Annotated in this window: 10 protein-coding genes; 8 read left to right on the forward strand and 2 right to left on the reverse strand. The window is 45.2% G+C overall.

Annotated features, from left to right (window positions below; all coding sequences use genetic code 11):
* Nucleotides 1–2: 2 nt before the first annotated feature.
* From EWM62_RS05455 to EWM62_RS05485, 7 genes are all read left to right on the forward strand, one after another.
* Nucleotides 3–629, forward strand: coding sequence for a response regulator transcription factor (locus EWM62_RS05455; protein ID WP_129875647.1), 627 nt, complete (start codon nucleotides 3–5; stop codon nucleotides 627–629).
* Nucleotides 630–820: 191 nt separating this feature from the next.
* Entirely contained in the window at nucleotides 821–1189 is a 369-nt protein-coding gene (locus EWM62_RS05460) for a VOC family protein (RefSeq protein WP_129875648.1), read from the forward strand.
* Nucleotides 1190–1191: 2 nt separating this feature from the next.
* Nucleotides 1192–2055, forward strand: coding sequence for a helix-turn-helix transcriptional regulator (locus EWM62_RS05465; protein WP_129875649.1), 864 nt, complete (start codon nucleotides 1192–1194; stop codon nucleotides 2053–2055).
* Between the two features lie 165 nt (nucleotides 2056–2220).
* On the forward strand, nucleotides 2221–5406 hold the full coding sequence (locus EWM62_RS05470) for a SusC/RagA family TonB-linked outer membrane protein (RefSeq protein WP_129875650.1): 3186 nt from the start codon (nucleotides 2221–2223) through the stop codon (nucleotides 5404–5406).
* An 11-nt stretch (nucleotides 5407–5417) separates the two neighbouring features.
* Entirely contained in the window at nucleotides 5418–6911 is a 1494-nt protein-coding gene (locus tag EWM62_RS05475; protein ID WP_129875651.1) for a SusD/RagB family nutrient-binding outer membrane lipoprotein, read from the forward strand.
* An 18-nt stretch (nucleotides 6912–6929) separates the two neighbouring features.
* Nucleotides 6930–7592, forward strand: a complete 663-nt coding sequence (locus EWM62_RS05480) for an immunoglobulin-like domain-containing protein (protein WP_129875652.1) — start codon at nucleotides 6930–6932, stop codon at nucleotides 7590–7592.
* A 10-nt stretch (nucleotides 7593–7602) separates the two neighbouring features.
* Nucleotides 7603–8130, forward strand: coding sequence for a lipid-binding protein (locus EWM62_RS05485; RefSeq protein WP_129875653.1), 528 nt, complete (start codon nucleotides 7603–7605; stop codon nucleotides 8128–8130).
* A 228-nt stretch (nucleotides 8131–8358) separates the two neighbouring features.
* Here the strand turns inward: EWM62_RS05485 and EWM62_RS05490 are convergent, their stop codons facing one another.
* Nucleotides 8359–8850, reverse strand: a complete 492-nt coding sequence (locus EWM62_RS05490) for a DUF892 family protein (protein ID WP_129875654.1) — start codon at nucleotides 8848–8850, stop codon at nucleotides 8359–8361.
* A 259-nt stretch (nucleotides 8851–9109) separates the two neighbouring features.
* Nucleotides 9110–11662: a hypothetical protein gene (locus EWM62_RS05495; protein WP_129875655.1), complete on the reverse strand. Its 2553-nt coding sequence runs from the start codon at nucleotides 11660–11662 to the stop codon at nucleotides 9110–9112.
* An 805-nt stretch (nucleotides 11663–12467) separates the two neighbouring features.
* Between EWM62_RS05495 and EWM62_RS05500 the strand changes: the two genes are divergently transcribed.
* The gene (locus EWM62_RS05500) at nucleotides 12468–20375 is read left to right on the forward strand and encodes a gliding motility-associated C-terminal domain-containing protein (RefSeq protein ID WP_129875656.1); all 7908 of its coding nucleotides are present in this window, start codon (nucleotides 12468–12470) and stop codon (nucleotides 20373–20375) included.
* The last annotated feature ends 9 nt before the right edge of the window (nucleotides 20376–20384 follow it).

The raw sequence follows: 20384 nt of genomic DNA on the forward strand, positions 1-20384 counted from the left end.
ACATGGGCACACCAATCAAAATAGTGATCATTGAAGATGATGACACCATCAGGAACGGTTACGAGTTTTTAATAAACGCCAACAACGGTTTTAAGGTTGTAAATACCTATTCCTCGTTTGATATAGCGCAGCACACCATTACCGCCGACAGGCCCGATGTTATTTTGCTGGATATACAGCTGCCGGGTACAGGTGGCATAGCCGCGCTGCCAAAACTAAAAAGGATATTGCCAAGTACGCTGATACTTATTATTACGGTTTACGAATCGGAGCAGGTGATATTTGATGCACTGATGAACGGCGCATCGGGGTACCTTACTAAAAGCACGCCATCTGTAAAGATCATCGAAGCAATACGGGAAGTTTGCGAAGGTGGGGGGCCGATGAGTGTAAACATCGCCCGTATGGTTATCTCGTCCTTCAGGCGAAACCAGGATTCGCCGCTGTCAAAACGCGAAACACAGATCCTGGAATTAATTGCCAGCGGAAAAAGCCGCAGCATGGTTGCCAAAGAACTTTTTATCGACCTGGAAACGGTGAGGAGCCATATCAAAAAGATCTACATCAAACTTGATGTAAACTCTCGCTCAGAAGCCATTACTGCCGCAAAAAAGAACAAATTTATCTGAATTTTACCCCGAAAATATCAGGAAATTTCTTAAAAATCACCCCGACTGGGGGATACGCAGCCCGATTACACACCGTAGATTTGATTAACAATTAATAGAATGACTATAGAATTACTATTGTTATTGTTTTGAGCATTAGTAGCTGTGCATCAACTAATTGAAAAATATGATTCAATATTTATAATACGGCAATGGAGATAAAATATATTACGCTGTTTGCAGCTGATATAAGCGAGGAAACGGCTTTTTGCCGGGATAAATTAGGCTGCCTGGTAAAAAAGGAAACCAGCTTTTTTGACGGGCAGCCCTGCACCATTTTAAACGGCCAGCAATTTAATATTAACCTGGTGCTGATGAAGAGTAAAGATGGTGTAAAACAGGCGGGCACGGTAATACTTAATTCAAAAGATTTCCTTAAAGATCATTACGAGTTAAGGCAAAAAGGCATTCAGTTTCAGTCGGGGCCGGAATATACTGCAGGTGGTTTAGCCGCCGCATTTACAGACCCGGCCGCAAACCGCTGGTTGCTGGTAGAAGAAAGGGAGTATAACGAGGATTAATTATGGACTATTTAAAGGTATTAAAGAACAATAATAAGATCATCAGCAAAACCACCTACTGCAAGGAGGATGTACAAACCGCTGCCGACCTTACCCTGCGTTGTGTTTTTTCGGGCAACGAGCGGTGCAGTATAGGGCGCAGGGAGCTATTGATCTACGCCGATTCTTTTATTATGCTTAACAAAGGTACCCAATACAATACTTGCATAAGCTCTGAAATACCTGTTCAATCATTTGCTATTACCTTTGATAATGCCTTTGTAACCGATTTTTACAGCAGCTATACCTCATCAAACCATAATTTACTAAATGGCATAATAACAAATAGCGCCGAGGATAAACTTAACGAAACCCTGTACCCGTTTGCCGGGGATATTAAGTTTAACCTGCTGCACCTTAAGGCGAATTTAGATAGCGGCCTTAACGATGAGTTGCTGATAAACGAATACCTGCACCATTGCCTGATAACCTATAGCTCGGTTTACAATAAAGAAATTTTTGAAAAGGCCCGTCTGTTATCTATCCAGAACACCGGTACCCGGCTGGAGATATTACGCAGGCTTAACCTGGCCAAAGAATACCTGTACAGCAATTACGATAAAAACATAAACCTAAACGAACTTGCCGCTTATGCCTGCCTATCGGTAAATCATTTGCTGCGCACATTTAAGCAGGCGTTTGGCCGCTCGCCTCACCAGTTTTTGATCGATATCCGCTTAAAAAGGGCGCAGCAGCTATTGCGCAAAAGCAACTACTCGGTTAACGAGGTGGTAACCCTTATCGGTTTTGAGTGCCCGAGTTCGTTTATACGCCTTTTTAAACAGCGGTTCGAAACTACGCCGCTTATTTATCGCCAGTCGGCATAAATCACACTGTTTATAACAGTTGCGCCTGCCTTAAAATAGGTGCATCCCGTTACGAATGGTGATTCTCGCATATCCGCACAAATCCGCATCGGCTAATATTGCTACATAAAGCCATACCTGTGCACATGGGTGTTTTAACTGATTTCTTATTATAAAAACAACTAAATGAAAAAAATTTTACTGATTTGCATGTGTTTTTTATTGCTCTTCAAAACACAGCTATTTGCGCAGGAGCGCACCGTTAGCGGTACGATTACTGCAAAAGAAGATGGGCAGCCCATACCCGGGGTTACCGTAAAAATTAAGGGCACAACCATAGGTATGCAAACCGGCATAGATGGTAAATATTCGTTAAAAGCGGCCAATGGCGCGGTTTTAACGTTTTCGTTTTTGGGATATAACGACCAGCAGGTAACCGTATCCAAGGATATTGTAAATATTGTGCTAACCGTTAACAGCCGCCAGCTTGGCGAGGTGGTAGTTACAGGCCTTGGTATAAATAAAGCCAAAAAAACGCTGGGCTATGCGCAAACCTCTGTTAAAAACGAGGAGATAAATAAATCGGCCCCTATAAACCTGTTGGGTGGTTTGCAGGGTAAAATATCCGGTGTAAATATCTCTAACGTATCGGGTGCTTCGGGCGGTTCAACCAAGGTAATATTAAGGGGTTACACCTCTATTGGCGGTACAAACCAGCCTTTGTACGTTGTTGATGGTATACCATTGAACAACGCGCGCAGCGGCTCTGACGATAACTTCGACTTTGGTAACAACGCCAATGATATCGACCCTAACCTGATAGATAACATCAGTTTCCTTAAGGGTTCTGCAGCGAGTGCAATTTATGGATCGCGCGGTTCAAACGGTGTTATTGTTATCACCACAAAAAAGGGTAAAACCGGCAAACCGGTTGTCGATTTTTCATCGGCATCTACCATGACTAATGTAGCCTTTATTTACAAGCCGCAGGAAATATTTGGCCAGGGATGGGACGGGCATTTTGTACCCGGCGAAAACGGTAACTGGGGCCCTAAATACGATGGGCAGCTAAGGCCATGGGGAGCAGTTGTAAACAATACGCAGCTGATAAAACCATTTTCGTTCATCAAGGATAATGTGAGGAGTACTTATGACAGCGGTATGGAGTTTAATAACAACATTACCATTAGCGGGGGTACCGATGCTTCTAACTACCTGTTATCGTATAATAACATTACCAGCGATGGGGTACTGCCGGGTAATGTTGATGGGTTTGCAAGGAATAATTTTACACTAAAAGGCGGTACCAATTATAAAAATTTCTCGGCCGATGCTACACTTAATTATGTGGCTAAAAACGGAAACTTTGTGGCAACCGGCCAGGGCCCAACTGGCGTGGCCAACACTTTTTATGAAAGTGTGCTACAAATACCAGGCGATATCCCTATAAAAGACCTTAGGGATTACAAAAACCTGTATTTTAACACAGATAACTATTACACGCCATTTGCCGAAAACCCGTATTATACTTTATACGAAAACGGCAGTAAAACCAAAAGCGACCGTTTCTTCGGTAATATCAACTTAAATTATAAGCTGGCGCCGTGGTTTACCTTACAATTGCAGCAAGGTGCGGATGTAAGTAATTCGGGCACGAAGATCTGGTATAACAGTAACTCGCCTACACCGGGCAGCTGGGTTGGCGGCGGCAACACCGAGGGCCAGTCGCGCACGCCTGATGATGGTGGTGTTGAAGAAGACAACTATCAAAACTACGAGTACGATACCAAATTGCAGGGAATCTTTGTGAAAAAGATAGGCTCGGATTTTGACATCAATGCGTTAGCTGGTATAAATTATAACGATAGGGGAAGCCGCAGCGTAGCTACATCAATACAAGGTTTGGCTATCCCGGGTTTCTTTAACTTATCAAACAGTGTAAATAAACCATCAAGCGCCGAAGCTGAAAGCCATCGCCGTTTGTTAGGCTTTTACGCGCAGGGTACTGTTGGTTACAAAAACTATTTATACCTTACAGTTACCGGCCGTAATGATATTACATCTACACTGGCCACCGGCAACAACAGCTATTTTTATCCTGCTGCCAACGCGTCTTTTATATTATCGCAGGCGCTTGATATGAAGAGTTCGGCGGTTAGCTACATCAAATTAAGAGGTAGCTATGGCGAAACCGGTAGCGATACCGACCCATACAGCGTATCTAATATATTGTCGTCTACAAGTGTTGCGCTTGGGTTTGGTAACCTTAGTTTCCCCTTCCAGGGCGTACCGGGCTTTACGATCAGTAACACGCTGTTAAACTCTAACCTGAGACCAGAACGTGTAAAAGAATACGAGTTTGGCGGCGAGTTCAGGTTCCTGAACGACCGTTTAGGCTTAGATGTTACTTATTACCAAAGGACACGCAGAGACCAGATCTTAGCTGTGCCTATAGCCCCAAGTGGTGGCTACTCGTTCGAGCTGGTAAATTTTGGCGCTGTACGTAACCGCGGTATCGAGCTTGCATTTAGCGCTACGCCGGTAAAAACCAACCTGGTTAACTGGGATATTAACTATACCTTCTCAAAAAGCCGCAGCATAGTAACTGCCTTACCTGAAGGTTTAGATAAAGTTATATTGAATGGTGATGGTTACGGTGGCGAGTTTGTAGCCATGAAAGACCAGCCCCTTGGTATTTTACAGGCACCGGTACCTACTTATGACCCACAGGGACATATAGTGGTAGATAGCCAGGGTTTCCCTATTGCGGCATCAGCTAACGGCAGCTACGGTAATTTCCAACACGATTTTGTGATGGGCTTTAACAGTAATGTTAGGGTACAGAATTTCACCTTAGGCTTTACAGTTGAGTGGGATAAGGGCGGCAAGTTCTATTCTGGTACAGCCGATCTTTTCAACTTTGTTGGTGCCGATCCGCGTACTACCTATAACGACCGTAACCCTTTTATTGTGCCAAACTCGGTACAGCAGGTTAAAGATGCCAACGGCAATGTTACAGGCTACATTGAAAATACTACGCCAATAAGCGAAGCCGATAACGACGACTATTACTACACCAGTTCTAACAAAGCGCAGGCATGGTCGAGAGATATATTGGACAGGAGCTTTGTTAAGCTGCGCGAGGTGGTATTAAACTACAGCCTGCCAAAAAGCTTTACCAACAAGCTGGGTGTTGCAAAAGCGTCTATTGGCCTATACGGCCGTAACTTATATACCTGGCTTCCGGCCGGTAACAAAGTTGTAGACCCCGAAGTATCTAACTACGGTACAGACCTGGCCAGCGAATACGGGGAGTTCCGTACGGCACCGCCACTGCGTTATTACGGCGCCGCACTAAAAGTTACATTTTAATAATCTTATTCATGAAAAGTAGAAACAACCATATAAAAATTCTTTTTGCTACAACTATTGCGTGCATAACGCTGGGTTGCAGCAAGATCAATGAAATAAACGTAAGCCCCAACAATCCCTCGATAGATAAGGCAACCCCGCAGGTATTGTTCCCTTCGGGTGTAATATCAACTGCGGGTGTATCGGGCGGCGAATTAAATATTGTTGGCGGGATCTGGTCTCAGTATTGGACACAATCGCCGGCAGCCAACCAGTTCAAAACCATCGATTCGTACAACCTGCAGCGGCAGGATTTTATCAGAGGGTATAACGAATTGTTTTCGGGCGCACTGGCCGATTACCAGCTGGCTATAACCAAAGCTAAAGCAAACGGCCAAAACCAGTTTTTGTTAATGTGTACGGTAATGAAAGCCTACACCTATGAGATACTGGTAGACCTGTACGATAAAGTACCATACACCGAGGCATTCCAGGGTGCTGCAAACCTACAGCCTAAGTTTGACGACGGTTATGATATTTATAAAGCTTTAATTGCCGAGATAGATGCCGCATTGGCCACAGATTATAACGTACCACTTTCGGAAGCTGATTCAAAAATAGACCTTTTGTTTGGAGGCGACGGTTCTGCTACACCGGCGGCGCAAATGGATAACTGGAGGCAGTTTGCTAATACGCTTAAACTAAAAATGTACCTGCGTATGGTAAACACGCATGCCGCCGAAGCCGAAGCAGGTGTACGTGCGTTGTACACTGCTAATGCAGATTTCCTACAGAAAAGCGCCGTGGTGAACGTATTTAAAGATGAAACAGATCAGCGTAACCCAATATACGAGTACACAGTAAAAAACCTGGGCGCCAACGATCTGCGGGCAAGTAAAACCTTTACAAGCTGGTTAACTGCAAACAACGATGCGCGTACCGTTAAATACTTTGGCACCGCTGCGCCAACCGCTATAGATCAGGGTAATTATAACGCCCCGCAATCGGCACAACCCGGTTACTATATCGCAACAGCGCCTGCTTTTAGCGCAAAAGATCCGGTTTACTTTTTAAGTGATGCCGAGTCGTATTTCCTGCAGGCCGAGGCAGCCGCAAGGTATGGTGTGGGTAACGCATCATCGCTGTATACCAGTGGCGTAAACGCTGCATTTGCACAGTATGACCTTACCGCGCCAACTACAGGTGTATATGCATATCCAAACAGCGCTAATTTCCAAACCAATTTAAGGGCAATCATTTACCAGAAATGGGCATCGTACCCAAATTCGCATTCATTGGAAGGGTTTTTTGACCAGGAACGCACCGGATACCCCGAGATAAGCCCTGTATACTCTTTGGATGCCAGCTACAACCCCGGCGAGTGGGTGTATTCAAAAAATGGTGTTACCGGTGGTAAATTCCCTAAACGGATGGTATATCCCGATTCGGAAAGAAGCCGCAACTCTAACACACCGCCCGAAGTGCCTATTACTACACCGGTATGGTGGGGACTGCCAAATAATTAACAGCTAAAAAAGGAAATTATGAAAAAATATATAAGTTACATCGCCCTAATATTAGCAGGGGTAATACTTGTTTCGTGTCACAAGGATAAATTTGATTATAAGCCCGGTTATGTAGGGCGGTCTAAAATAACAACATACCCTATTATTACCGTTAAGGGATCTGATTATGTGCTGGTAACAAAAGGCGGCACCTATAATGACCCGGGCGCTACTGCCAAGGCCGGCGCCGAAGATGTTGAAGTAAAATCTTCAACCATTAACGTTAATGTGGCTGGCGTTTATACACAAACCTATACAGCTACCAATGTAGATGGGTTTTCGGCTACTGCAACCCGCCACGTAGTGGTTTATGATACCGATGCAGGTGCGGCAGCGCATGATTACTCTGGTAATTATGCCCGCAATACCAATGGTTCTGTTGTTGAGGTAACTAAAATTGCACCGGGCGTTTATTCTGTTTTTAACCCTGGTGGTGCTCCCGGAACAGACCTTACTGTGATAGCATTTAACGACACCGGAACCGACTTTTACATCCCGCAGCAAAACGCAAGCGATGGGTCGCCAACCAGTTCATCGCAGGAAACCTCGGTACCGGCGCCCGGTGGTAAACTTGCCGGTTTTAACTGGGTAATAATAAACCCAACTTATGGCCCAGCGTTACGAATTTTTAGTAAAATATAATTAAGCAACCATGAAAAAAATAAGCAATATAAAACACTTACTGTTAACCGTATTGGTTGCGGCAACATTTACTTCGTGCCAAAAGGATGAGGTTATTGGCGGTACAGCCGTGCAAAACCTTTCGGGCGAATTTTGGGTGAAGCTTGATGACGGCGCCGACCCTACAGGCACATTTGATGATAGCTACTACACCCTGTCAACCTATAATACCGCATCAAACAAGCCGGATAGTTTATGGATAGACGATAATAACGACAGCCCATCAGGCAAGCCTTTCTGGGCTATCAAAGGTAAAATATTGGCAAATGTTGGTAACCTGGCCTTTTCAGGTAAGGATGTAGAAAACCAGATCTACGACAGCCATTTTACCATTACCAATGGCAAAATACTACGAAACGCTGCCACCGCGCCCGGCACCAAATTAAAAACCGATTCGATCTATTTCGAGGTACAGTTTGATGACGACCCGGTTCCGGGCACTACCCATAAAGTAAGCGGTTACGCCCGTACCCGGTTTGATGCCGACGACCATTATTAATTAACCAATCAACTATAACAGTTAAGCCGGGGCCATAAAACCCCGGCTTTTTTTGTTTTCAGAATAGTGATTTTCACATATTCGCGCTTTTAAACATTGCCTAAGTTTGACATGCTGACCGTTTAGCAATGTTAATAATATGGTCGGTTAATAGTTATTAAAAAGTCAGTCGCGCGAGGTGGGTGACTTTTTTTATTAAGCCTATGGCTGTGCAGCAAAACCGGCAGGCTAAAACAGGCTTTCTTCGGTTAAGTGAAGTATAAGCGCCTGATTTGATTTTGTATCGGTATATGTTTCGGTAAATATTTTAAGTACTGAGGTAAGCCCGAGTTTTTTTGCAACCAAAATTAATAAGCGCAGCGATGCTACCTCTAAACTTTCGATATAATACAAATACGAAAGCACAAAAGCGTTGCGTATGGCTTTATTCTCGCTTTGTCGGTTTATGTTTATAAAAGCATCTTCCAGGAAATTTATAAGCGCCTCGCAATGTTCAAAGGTATACGATAATTTAAGCTCCTTGTAAACTCCGTTCAATTGCTGAACCTGATCTTCGATATGGCCGGTGGTCTCTTTAATAACATCCTTAAGATCTTCAAAATGGCTTTGTTCTTCTAATTCTGACAGGCGCTCCAGTAAATGAGATTTAGCGCAGTATTCGCGATTTAAATGTTCAAAAAGAAAGGACCGTAATTGGATGGTGTCGAGACTTTTACTCATATTAATAAACTGAAATTAGGCTTAACTATACTTAGTTTTATTATATAAGCATATATCAAAACAAATGCCCGGTTTTGCCATCGCGTATCTTTTAGGTATGTTATGGTACAAAATAAGTGTTTGGTAATAAGAAGGTTACAATACTGTAAATATAACAGTAAAAAATTTGGAATTGAGCGTGGTGTAAATTATTATCAGTGTACTATACAATATGTATAATTTACTATAGGTGTTGCAATTTTGGCTTATGATATCCCTGTTATAATTTATTATAGAACAGATCCCCTGCAAACAGATCGGCATGTACTCCACTTTCGCGCAGTAACCGCGAATGATCATATTGGCATTGTTTACAAAATTTTGGATAAAGATCTGTTATATCGGGATTGTTAAGAATAATTGACATTACTGCAATTTTAGAGAGCTTTTGCTGGCCCGCAACCAATGCATGGGATGCTACATCTTCAATTAGATACTTGTAGTTTTTAGACAACGAATTTACTTTTATCCGCATAGCATAATACATTTCCTTCATATGATCGGGTAAAGCACTCTTATCCCGTTTATAACAAACGGAAAGATGGTTAAACATGTTTAACAGCTCATCTTTCCGCTCAAGCCTGAATAAGCAATCGGCTATCAGCGTATTAAGCCGGTAGGTATATTCGTTACATTCAGTCGCATCGTTTTTATTAAAATACTTGTCCAGCACCTTTACGAAACGTAATATTTTTTTTGGGTTTTGTGTTATCTGTAAAGTATGTGCAGCCAGTAAAAACATCATGTCATTAGCTACAGTGTTATTAAAGTAGTTCCCCTCAATAGGCGGGTTAAAATAAAACTGGGTAAGTTCATAAAACACTTCTTTTTTTATTACCCCGTTTTTAAGGTAACTATAAATAGCATCGAGGCAACGCAAGGGGTTTATAGCAAACTTGTCGTAATCATCAATGGGTATATTATTTAATTTTTGCAGGTGCGCTTTTAAAGTGTCCATATCCAGGCTGGTCACCGCAATTAATGCCAATGCAGTATATGTTAATATCTGTTTACGGGGCTTAAGGTTGAATTTAAGCAGGCTGGTAAGGGTTTTTTCGTAACTGGCGTTTATAAACGCTAATTCAAAAAGGTAATTGAATAATTCGGCGCTACACAAATGCTTACAGTTTTGCGTAAGCGACTCCGGCCTGTTTTTACCGGTATATTCTTTTTCAAACAGATCGCCCATAAATAGTATTAAGTCAGACTTTTGGCTTAGTGTAAGCCCGGCTTTAACAAGCACATCAAAATTATTATGCTGGCCCGTGCGCGTAACATATAAAATGCACCATTTTAAAATAGGTAACTTATGCTCGCTGTTTTCAAATTCTTTGTTTATGGTATTAATAAGTGCCTCATCAAACAAAAGATTGTTGCGGTGTAATAGTGTTTTAGAGTAAGTGTATTCAAAAAATTTAGCATCTGTAAATTGTACAGAAACCTCATAATGCAGATTGGTGCTGTTATTGATCTCTCTTATAAAACCAATATTTATCAGTTCTATATATGCATGGTGATGTTGTTTTATAAGCGAATTAATACTTGTTTTGGCAACTACAGACCGTGAATTGCTGCTACACATAATATCCACAAGGCCTTTAAGAAATAAAATTTTATCGGTAGACTGGCTGCCCAGGTAAACCTTGTTTAACACAAATGTTGATACCAGTTCATATATGCAAACATTATCGGCATTACCTAAACAAAAATCTCCCTTATGCTGCTTGTAATAGAACTGCAGGTATAAAGGATGATCAAATTTTTTGGCTGTCTCGGTTGTAATTGCTTGGGTACAGGCGGGGTTAATCTTCAACGATAGTTCCTTTAGTTCCTGTATATTAAACAACGGAACATTTAACGCGGGGTTGCCGTTTGTGGTAAAACCTTTAAACCACTTTGTATTGCCATCTTCCAATTCGTGACTATTATTTATCCAGGTAGCCGACCGCATGGTAAGCACCAATTTAAACCACTTTTGCTGATTATATAAATTAAGGATATCAATGAACTGTTTCAACAAAAGTTTAAATTGCTCGGGTTTACAAACGCTTTCGTCAAGGTCGTCAACTATCAGGAAAAAGTTTCCTTCCTTTTCATGCCTGGTATTCATCAGCGCCTGGGCATCGGTATCTGCCGGGTAGCCCAATAATGTCAAAAGCCAGTGGTTAAGGTCCTGGCCACTCAGCAATACGTTTGTTAAACCGCTGATACTGAAAAACAGGATTATATCATTTGTTTTACCCGCTTCGTTTTGCTTTAGCCTTTCTTCAACCCAATGGCAAAGGGCAATAGTTTTGCCATAGCCGGCCGGTGCCGCAAATACGGTGGCACTGTAATCAAAATTTAAAAACTCGTTAAAGTGATCGTCAATAAAATGCCTTTTAATAGTTTGGCTATAAGGTATCCCAAATTTATTACGCAATATTTGTAGCGTGGCATATGTTGTTTTACCGGCATTGACTTTTAATACCTCCCAGCTTGACGCGGTATTAACCGGTTTTGTGGGCTTACTGTGTTTTTGGCAAAAATCATCCCAGCCCAGGTAACCGCAGTATTTGGCCATTACATCAACAGAAAACAGCGAAGGATTAAATTTGCTGTACGCAAAGCCATAAATACGTTTTAAGGTGGTTTCGCTGATACTAAGTTTGGTTTTATTAAATATATCTATCGAAATGCTCTTACAATCGCATGGGGTAATGTTTATAATACCCGATGTTGTAAGAACGGTCTTTTTTAGTAATTCGTAAAATTGAGGCAATAATGATGTCATAAAGTCATAATTATTTTACAGATGAAATTAATGTAGCTAAGCAATATGGATAGCTGTTTTCAGGTTTGTACGGCTACTATTTTTTGACAAGTTTTTAATTGTATGTAATTCCGGTTTTTTATTCTTTTATAGTTTCGGATTGTATACACCATAGATATATTTGGTTCGAATAATTACTGTTGTAAGGGAGGGTAAAAGCTCCCGGTTGTTGGTATTATAGTTTCATACCCATAATTTCCTTTCCAGTTGTATTATAATTTAATTTTATACATCAAAAACTTATAGGGGTATTAAGTTATACGTAAAAATAATATTTACGTTCGCCCTGTATACGGCTCTTATTACCGAATTAAAATAATAATGTTACTAAAAGTTAATGCCGGGTAATAGATTACACGTATGTGAAACCAAATTGCGCAGTAATTAAAATATTAATCAATAGTTTTGATAAATAGGGAGTATTTAAACTTTACTTATTTGAAAATCAGGTAGAAATACTTATTTATTCGCAATAATGTTTAAGCAAATATCCACGCTTAAACTAAAATAAATGACACTGACAGGCTATAGGTAGCATTACCTCATCAGCATTAGCAATTTAATAATTTAACTCTCGTGGTTAGATCGATGTTTGTTAATGAACAAAATGAACAGATTGTGCATAAATGAACAAACTGTTTTTTGTTAATACATAGTGAACAAACAGTGGAAACATATCAGCAAATGAACAAACTGATTTCAATCAATTGAGGCTGTATCTGCGTAATTAGGAGTGTAAACAATCACACTACCTAACACTATATGCATGAAAACCTCTACCTTTTTTAGCAGGTACATAGCTTTGCTATTCCTGCTGCTTTTCTCGACAGTAAAAATTTACGGCCAGCGTTTGTATGCAACCACCCAGGCAAGCAGTTCTGCAAGTTTGCTTTGCCTTGGATGCGTTGTAACCGATAAAAGCCAGGCTATCGACGGCGATTTTCAAACACACTCAACCCTTAACGTAACCGTTGGCGTTTTAGCATCTACTTACCAGGAGTTGATATTTCCGGGGGCAGGCAAGGTTGCGGCAAATACGCCCGTTTCCATTAAGCTTGGCTCGGGCGACAACCTGCTTGATCTGACAGCGCTTGGGGGAATAAGGATCCAGGCGTTTAATGGCGGCAGCCCTGTAGGGGGGGCTGTAAATGCCGCAACGCTTGTTAGCGCGTTAAGCAACAATAACCAGGTACAGCTAACCATAACCCCAAACAAAGTTTACGACAGGGTGAGGGTAACGCTTAACGGTGGCCTTTTAGGAGCACTAAGCAGCATCTACCTCTACGAAGCCTTTTATAACGGGCCGGCAAGCGTAGCATGTAACAACGCTTTCGACGAGTTGCACGGCATATCGGCAGGTTTATTAAACCTGGGTGTTGATGTGGGGGGCGTAGCGCATCCGCAAAATGCTATTGATGGTGATATCAATACGGCATCAACCCTTAACGCGGGTGTTGCCGCTGTTGGCGCTTATGCACAGCAAACCATTATTTACGAAAAGCTTTCAGTTTTGGGGGATTCCATCAGGATGACCCTTTCGCTGCCCCAGGCTATATTAGATGCCGGGGTATTGGCCGATATATCTATTTCCACTTACAATGGTAATACAAGTAATAACGATGCGATTTCCTTTAATTCGGCATTGATAACCCTGCGCCTGCTCGATCTTGCAGCCGGGCGGCGCAGGGTTACCATTACTTATGCCCCCACCAAAGTGTTCGACAGGGTTCAGCTGCGTTTAGGCGGGGGACTGGCAAGCGCATTATCGACCTTGAATTTACACGAGGCCGCAAAACTGATACCGCGCCCCGTAATTAAATTCAATAACGTAGTCACCAATAATGCCAACGTTTGCGCCGGCGATGCGGTTACGCTTACTGCTACTGCAATACCTAACACTACATTTAACTGGTACACCGCTGCAACCGGCGGCTCACCTGTACATACAGGCGCAAGCTATTCGCCCGGCGTATTGGCTGCTACTACAACTTATTATGTATCGGCCGCCCGCAATGGCTGTACAGATGAATCTGAACGTACCGCGGTAACCGTTACGGTAAATCTCATTCCTGCAGCACCTGTTATCACCAATAATAATATCAGCGTATGCCCAGGTGGTACGGTTACCTTTACGGCACAGCTTGTAAGTGGTGTAACGGTAAAGTGGTACACTTCGGCAACGGGCGGTACCGCTATAGCAACGGGTAACAGTTTTACCACCGGTGCAATTAACGCTACAACTATATTTTACGCCGAAGCAACTACAGGAGGCACCTGCCCAAGCCCAACCCGCACCGCGGTTACAGCAATGTTAAGCCCGCTGCCGGCAGCCCCGGCATTAACCGATAACGATGTTACCATTTGCGATGGCGACGTAGCCGTGCTTTCAATAGCATCGCCGGTAGCAGGGCAAACTTATAACTGGTACAGTACTGCAACAGGCGGTACTACGCTTTATACCGGCATTAATTTTACCACCCCGGTATTACACACCGACGCTAAATATTATGCTGAAGCAGTAAACGCTACCGGTTGCGAAAGCAGCACAAGAGTGGCAGCCAATATAACCGTATCGCCAAAACCTGCAAACCCTGTGCTTGCAGCAAACGATATGACCATAATGGCCGGGCAAACGGCCACTATAAATGTAACCAATGCGCAAACAGGCGTCAGTTACAAATGGTATACATCTGCCGGCGCGGCTACCCCGGTACATACAGGCGGCAATTATGCTACACCGCAGCTTTATACCAACACCACTTATTATGTGGCAGCGGTTAACGCCGCCGGTTGCGAATCGGCAAGCCGTACTTCCATTACTATCAATGTAACTATCGATAACAACTCGCCTTGTACATTTGCAAACACGCAAACGTCTTCTACTAATGGTATTTGTATAGGCTGTAACATTACCAATGATGCCCTTGCCACCGATGCCGATACAACAACCGCATCAACCATCCGCATTTTAGCCGGATTAGTAGGTGGGTACGCGCAGCAAAACATGGTGTTTCAACAACCCGGCTTTGCAGGCGATACCGTTAAGCTCGTTTTAAGCACACCCGTTGGCCTTGCCGATGCCGCCGTGCTTGGGCAAATATCCTTAGCGCTTTATAATGGCGGTACGCTGGTGCAGCGGTACACACTTAATAATAACCTTTTAACCGTACGCCTATTAGGCGGCGGTAACCGTTACGCGGTTTACATACCCGCAACCGGCGCTTATGATAGGGTACAGGTAAGGTTAACATCCGGCGTAGCAACGCTGCTCACATCGTTAAATGTTTACTACGCTGTACAGCAATACCCAACACCTGTATTTGCCGATGGCGCACCACAGGTTTGCAGCGGTAACCCCGTAACTTTAAAGGTTAATACACCAACCAATGGCACCATAAAATGGTACACAAGCCCGGTTGGCGGCGCATCGGTATTTACCGGGACAACATATACAACCGGTAATTTAACCACAACCACCACTTATTATGCCGAGTATAGTCGTGGCGCATGTGTTAGTCCAACGCGTTATCCAATTACTGTAACTGTTAATGATCCACCTGCAAAACCAATCGTAATACCGCCAAGCGCTACCATCACCGCCGGGCAAACCGCAACATTTAAGGCCACTGCGGCAACAGGTGCTATAGTAAAATGGTACGAAACATTGACCGGCGGCACCGCGGTATTTACAGGTAACACTTTCACCACGCCTGTATTATCAACAAGTAAAACGTATTATGCCGAAGCGGTGCTGGGTAGCTGTCCATCGCCCGACCGTACTGTGCTGCCGGTAACTGTTACCCCGGTGGTTGTGCCCAATGTAACCGTAGTGCCGCCAACCCAAGCGGTTGATCCGGGTACATCGGCCACGCTTACCGCTTCGTCTACCACGCCAAATGTTACCTTTAACTGGTATACACAGCCCACAGGTGGTACTATAATTTATACCGGCGCTACATTTAATACACCGCCGGTGTTTACCCCAACCACCTACTATGCCGAGGCGGTTGTAACTGCAACAGGTGTAAAATCGGCCACAAGGGCATCAGGCACAATCACATTAAATTCGGTTTCAAATAATCCTGTTCCCTGCGATGCGGCCATCAGCCAAACCAACGCTGTTGGCGGCGGCCTGCTATGCGTGCTTTGCAACATCAGCAACCCAAATGGTGCTATCGATAATAACAGGAATACCTTTACCCAGCTAAACGTACCGATAGGCTTACTGGGCGGATATGCGGAGCAGACACTTCGTTTTGCAAATACCGGCCGTGCCGGCGATAGCGTTGTTGTAGAATTGGGCATCCCGGGCTCGTTAGCGAGTGTGGGTGTGCTATCGCAGATAAGCTATGCAACCTATAACGGTGCTACCTTTAATAACGACAGGACCGCCCTTAACGGCGCTTTAATAACCGTAACGCTGTTAAACGGCACCAGCCGTTTCCGCATTGCTTTTAAAGCCGGTGCCGATTTCGACCGGGTAGAACTAAGGCTCAACTCGGGCGTGGCAGGCGTATTTAGTTCGCTGAACATCTACGATGCCGCGCAGGAAGTCGCGGCGCCCGTTATCTCGGCTTCGCCTGTTACAGTATGCCAGGGCACCCAGGCCACGCTGACGGCTACCGTACCCAGCCACGTAACGGTAAGGTGGTATACCAGCCCTGCGGGAGGCTCGCCGGTATTTACCGGGGCGGTATTTAACACGCCTGTTTTAAATAGCAGCAGAACCTATTATGCCGAAGCCAGCAGAACAGCTGATGGCTGTACGCAAACAACCCGTACACCGGTAAAGGTTAATGTTACCCCAACACCGGCCGCGCCTGTGGTGAACGTACCAACCGTAACGGTATGCTCGGGCCAGCCCGCTACGTTTACAGCTAATGCCGTGGCAGGCGTAAGTTTTGCGTGGTATACTACACCAACGGGCGGTACAGCCGTATTTACAGGTAATCCGTTCACTACCGGCCCGCTTACCGCAAGCGCTACTTATTATGTAGAAGCACAAGGTACAGGTGCATGTGGTAGTTCTACCCGTACCCAGGTTACCGCCAATGTAACCGCTACACCGCTGGTGCCTGTGATATCGCAAAACCCAACACAAACCTGTTCGGGTTCGTCTGCGGTATTAACAGCTACATCAACCCAGCCGGGTGTTACCTTTAACTGGTATAACACCGCTACCGGCGGCGCACCTATATTTACAGGGGCTACCTTTACAACATCAAACCTTACTGCAAGCCGGTCTTATTACGTAGAGGCCGCGTCCGGCAGCTGCACAAGCAGCACCCGTGCCAAGGCTGATGTGGTGGTTAACCCAACCCCGGTTGCCCCAACCGTTACCATTAACCCGGCGGGCGGACAAATAGCCTCGGGCCAAACAGCAACGCTTACTGCATCGTCAACTACCGCGGGCGCTACCTTCAGGTGGTATACATCTGAAACCGGCGGTACACCAATACATACCGGCAGCACCTTTACAACACCTGCGCTTACATCAAGCATCACCTATTATGTAGAAAGCGTGCTGGCTGCAACAGGCTGTACCAGCCCTACCCGCACCCCGGTAACCGTAAAGGTAAACCCTATATTTTCCACTTCGTGCGATTTTGCATCAACCCAAACAACAAATGTTAACGGGGGGCTGGCTTGTATAGGGTGCGCGGTAAACAACGAAAACAACGCGGTTGACGCCGACACCACAAGTGCGAGCCAACTGAGCTTACCGATAGCTGTATTAGGCTCTTATGTATCGCAAACGCTGATCTTTGGCGACCAGGGTAACGCGGGGGATAGTATCACCGTTAAAATAAGCGCGCCATCGAGCCTGCTTGCAGCCGGTGTGTTGAACCGGATCCAGGTGGCTTCGTACATGGGCGCTACGTATAATGGCGACCGCACCAGCATCAACGCCAGCCTGATAAGCCTGCGTATATTAGCCGGCGAAACAACTGCGATCATCCGCTTTGCCCCAACCGCCAACTTTGACAGGATTGAGGTAAGGCTGAACAGCGCGGTATCGGTATTTAACTCCATAAATATATTCTACGCTACTAAACAGGTTGATGCACCCAAAGTAACCGCATCTACTGTAAATATTTGCTCGGGCAATAAAGCTACATTTACCATAAATAACCCAAAAGCCAATGTAACCTACAGGTGGTACACTGCCGCTGTAGGTGGTACACTGGTTGCTACCGGCACAAGCTTCACTACCGATGTATTAACCAGTACCCAAATTTATTACGCAGAGGCCAGCCGGACATCAAATGGTTGCGTTAACCCAAACAGGGTAGCTGTAACTGCTAACGTTACACCATCGCCGGTTAACCCTATCTTAAACCAAACAACCGCTACCATTTGCGCGGGCGATAATGCAACCTTTACCGTAACCAATGCGGGCGGGGCTACTGTAAGGTGGTATAATGCCGCAACAAACGGTACGCTATTGTTTACCGGCACAAGCTATACTGTTTCGCCACAGGTTACTACCAGTTATTACGCCGAAGTAGTTAATGGCGCTTGTACAAGCCCTGCACGTACCAAGGCAACGGTTACAGTAAACCCACGCCCGTCTAAACCGGGTGTCGCAGCCGCAAATGTTACTGTATGTAACGGCAGCCCTGCCACGTTAACCGTTCAAAACCCCGAAGCCGGTGTTACCTACAACTGGTACACTGCAGCAACCGGCGGTACGCTGGCTTATACCGGCGCAACGGTTACAACAGACCCGGTTACAGCTAATACAAGTTATTATGTAGAGGCAGCTAACACAGCTACCGGTTGTACAAATAATGGTGGCCGCACCCGCGTAAACATTACGGTGAGCGGCGAAGTAAACGCGCCGGTGCTAAGCGCTACCACCACCAGTGTTTGTAGCGGCGGTACTGTAACCATCAGTGTCAATAATCCGGTTGCCGGCCAGCAGTATAATTTCTATACAGCAGCTACGGGCGGTACACTCGTATTTACCGGTACAAGCTATACTATTAATAATGTTAGCGCGGATGTATCCTACTTTGTAGAAGCTGCAAGCGGTACATGTACCAGCGCAACCCGCACCCGTACAGATATAACAGTAACTACAGCGCCAACACCTCCGCAGGTACAGGCGCCTGCAGGTGGCTTAACCGCTTGCGATGGCTCGGATGTTACTATCAGTATAAGCAACCCGCAGCCTGACTTGGTATACAGATGGTACAGCGCTGCCACCGGCGGCACACTTTTATACACCGGTACCGAGTATACAACATCTATAACTGCAACTAAAACATTTTATGTGGAGGCTGCAAGCGCAGGAAACTGTAACCCATCAACACGCACACCGGTAACGGTAACGGTTAGTCCCCTGCCGCCAGACCCAACCGTGGAATCGGCGAGCGTAACCGTTTGTCCGGGCAGCAACGCAACGCTGCGTGTTACTTCGCCTCAGGCAGGCATCACCTACAGGTGGTACAACTCGCCTGCGCAAACCACCGTGTTGTTTACAGGTACAACCTACGTAACCGATCCGATAACGGCTACCACCAACTTTTATGTGGCAGCGTTTAATTCGGCGGGCTGCAGCAGCGCTAACCTTGCACAGGTACAGGTACGCACACGCCCTGCACCCGCAGCGCCTGTTGTAGCAAACGGCAACCCGGTAACCACCTGCGAAGGTACTACCGCTACTATCGGGGTTACCGATGCACAGGCAGGCTATACTTATAATTTTTATACAGTAGCTACGGGTGGTACGCCAACCTTTACCGGTACCAGCTTTGTAACACCGGTATTATCTGCCAATACCACCTATTATGTAGAAGCAGTTAACGATGATGGTTGCCCATCTACTACACGTACAACCGTAACGGTAAACGTTAATGCCGCGCCAACTGCGCCAACCGCAGCTGCCACCGGTACCGAAGTATGCCCTAATTACAGCACCACCTTAACAGCCACTGCCACAGGCGGCGCAACAGTTAAGTGGTATGCAGCGGCAACCGGAGGCCCTGTACTGGCAACAGGCAACAGCTTTGTAACAACGGTATTAAGCAGCAACACTACTTACTATGCCGAAGCGGTTAGCGCTGCATCGGGTTGTGCATCATTAACGCGCACACCGGTTACGGTAACCATACTTGGCCCGCTGCCTGCGCCTGTTGTTTCGGTATCAAACACAACATCATCAAGCGTAACCTTTAGTTATACTGCCGTTGCGGGCGCTGTAGCTTACCAGGTAAGTTTGGATAACGGTTCAACCTTTAGCAGCCCAAGTTCGGGTGCGGCTGGCTTGTTCCATACAGTGATGGGCTTAAACCCTAACCAATCGGTAACCATTATTGTACGCGCGGTGGGTAATGTCGATTGCCAGTTGGGTACTAATTCAACGGCTGTTATCGGTATCGCTGCCAATCCGTTTGGCGATGGCATCTTCGTGCCAAACGCCTTTACACCTAATGCCGATGGTAATAACGATATACTGTACGTGTATGGCAATACCATTCAAAAGCTCACCTTCTCGGTTTACGACCAATGGGGCGAGCAGCAGTTCAGGTCTACCAACCTAAGCAGCGGATGGGACGGTACCTATAAGGGCCACGCGCAGCCGGTTGGGGTTTACGTGTACTACGTAGAAGCCACGCTTATCAGCGGCCAGGTAGTTAAAAAGAAAGGCACCGTTACCCTGATCCGATAAACAGAACCA

The organism is Mucilaginibacter terrigena, assembly GCF_004168255.1.
Classification (GTDB): Bacteria; Bacteroidota; Bacteroidia; order Sphingobacteriales; family Sphingobacteriaceae; genus Mucilaginibacter; species Mucilaginibacter terrigena.

Coding starts and splice junctions, on each gene's coding strand:
- EWM62_RS05490 (WP_129875654.1), bottom strand. CDS start 8,850: ATGAGTAAAAGTCTCGACACCATCCAATTACGGTCCTTTCTTTTTGAA.
- EWM62_RS05460 (WP_129875648.1), top strand. CDS start 821: ATGGAGATAAAATATATTACGCTGTTTGCAGCTGATATAAGCGAGGAA.
- EWM62_RS05480 (WP_129875652.1), top strand. CDS start 6,930: ATGAAAAAATATATAAGTTACATCGCCCTAATATTAGCAGGGGTAATA.
- EWM62_RS05470 (WP_129875650.1), top strand. CDS start 2,221: ATGAAAAAAATTTTACTGATTTGCATGTGTTTTTTATTGCTCTTCAAA.
- EWM62_RS05495 (WP_129875655.1), bottom strand. CDS start 11,662: ATGACATCATTATTGCCTCAATTTTACGAATTACTAAAAAAGACCGTT.
- EWM62_RS05465 (WP_129875649.1), top strand. CDS start 1,192: ATGGACTATTTAAAGGTATTAAAGAACAATAATAAGATCATCAGCAAA.
- EWM62_RS05485 (WP_129875653.1), top strand. CDS start 7,603: ATGAAAAAAATAAGCAATATAAAACACTTACTGTTAACCGTATTGGTT.
- EWM62_RS05475 (WP_129875651.1), top strand. CDS start 5,418: ATGAAAAGTAGAAACAACCATATAAAAATTCTTTTTGCTACAACTATT.
- EWM62_RS05455 (WP_129875647.1), top strand. CDS start 3: ATGGGCACACCAATCAAAATAGTGATCATTGAAGATGATGACACCATC.
- EWM62_RS05500 (WP_129875656.1), top strand. CDS start 12,468: ATGAAAACCTCTACCTTTTTTAGCAGGTACATAGCTTTGCTATTCCTG.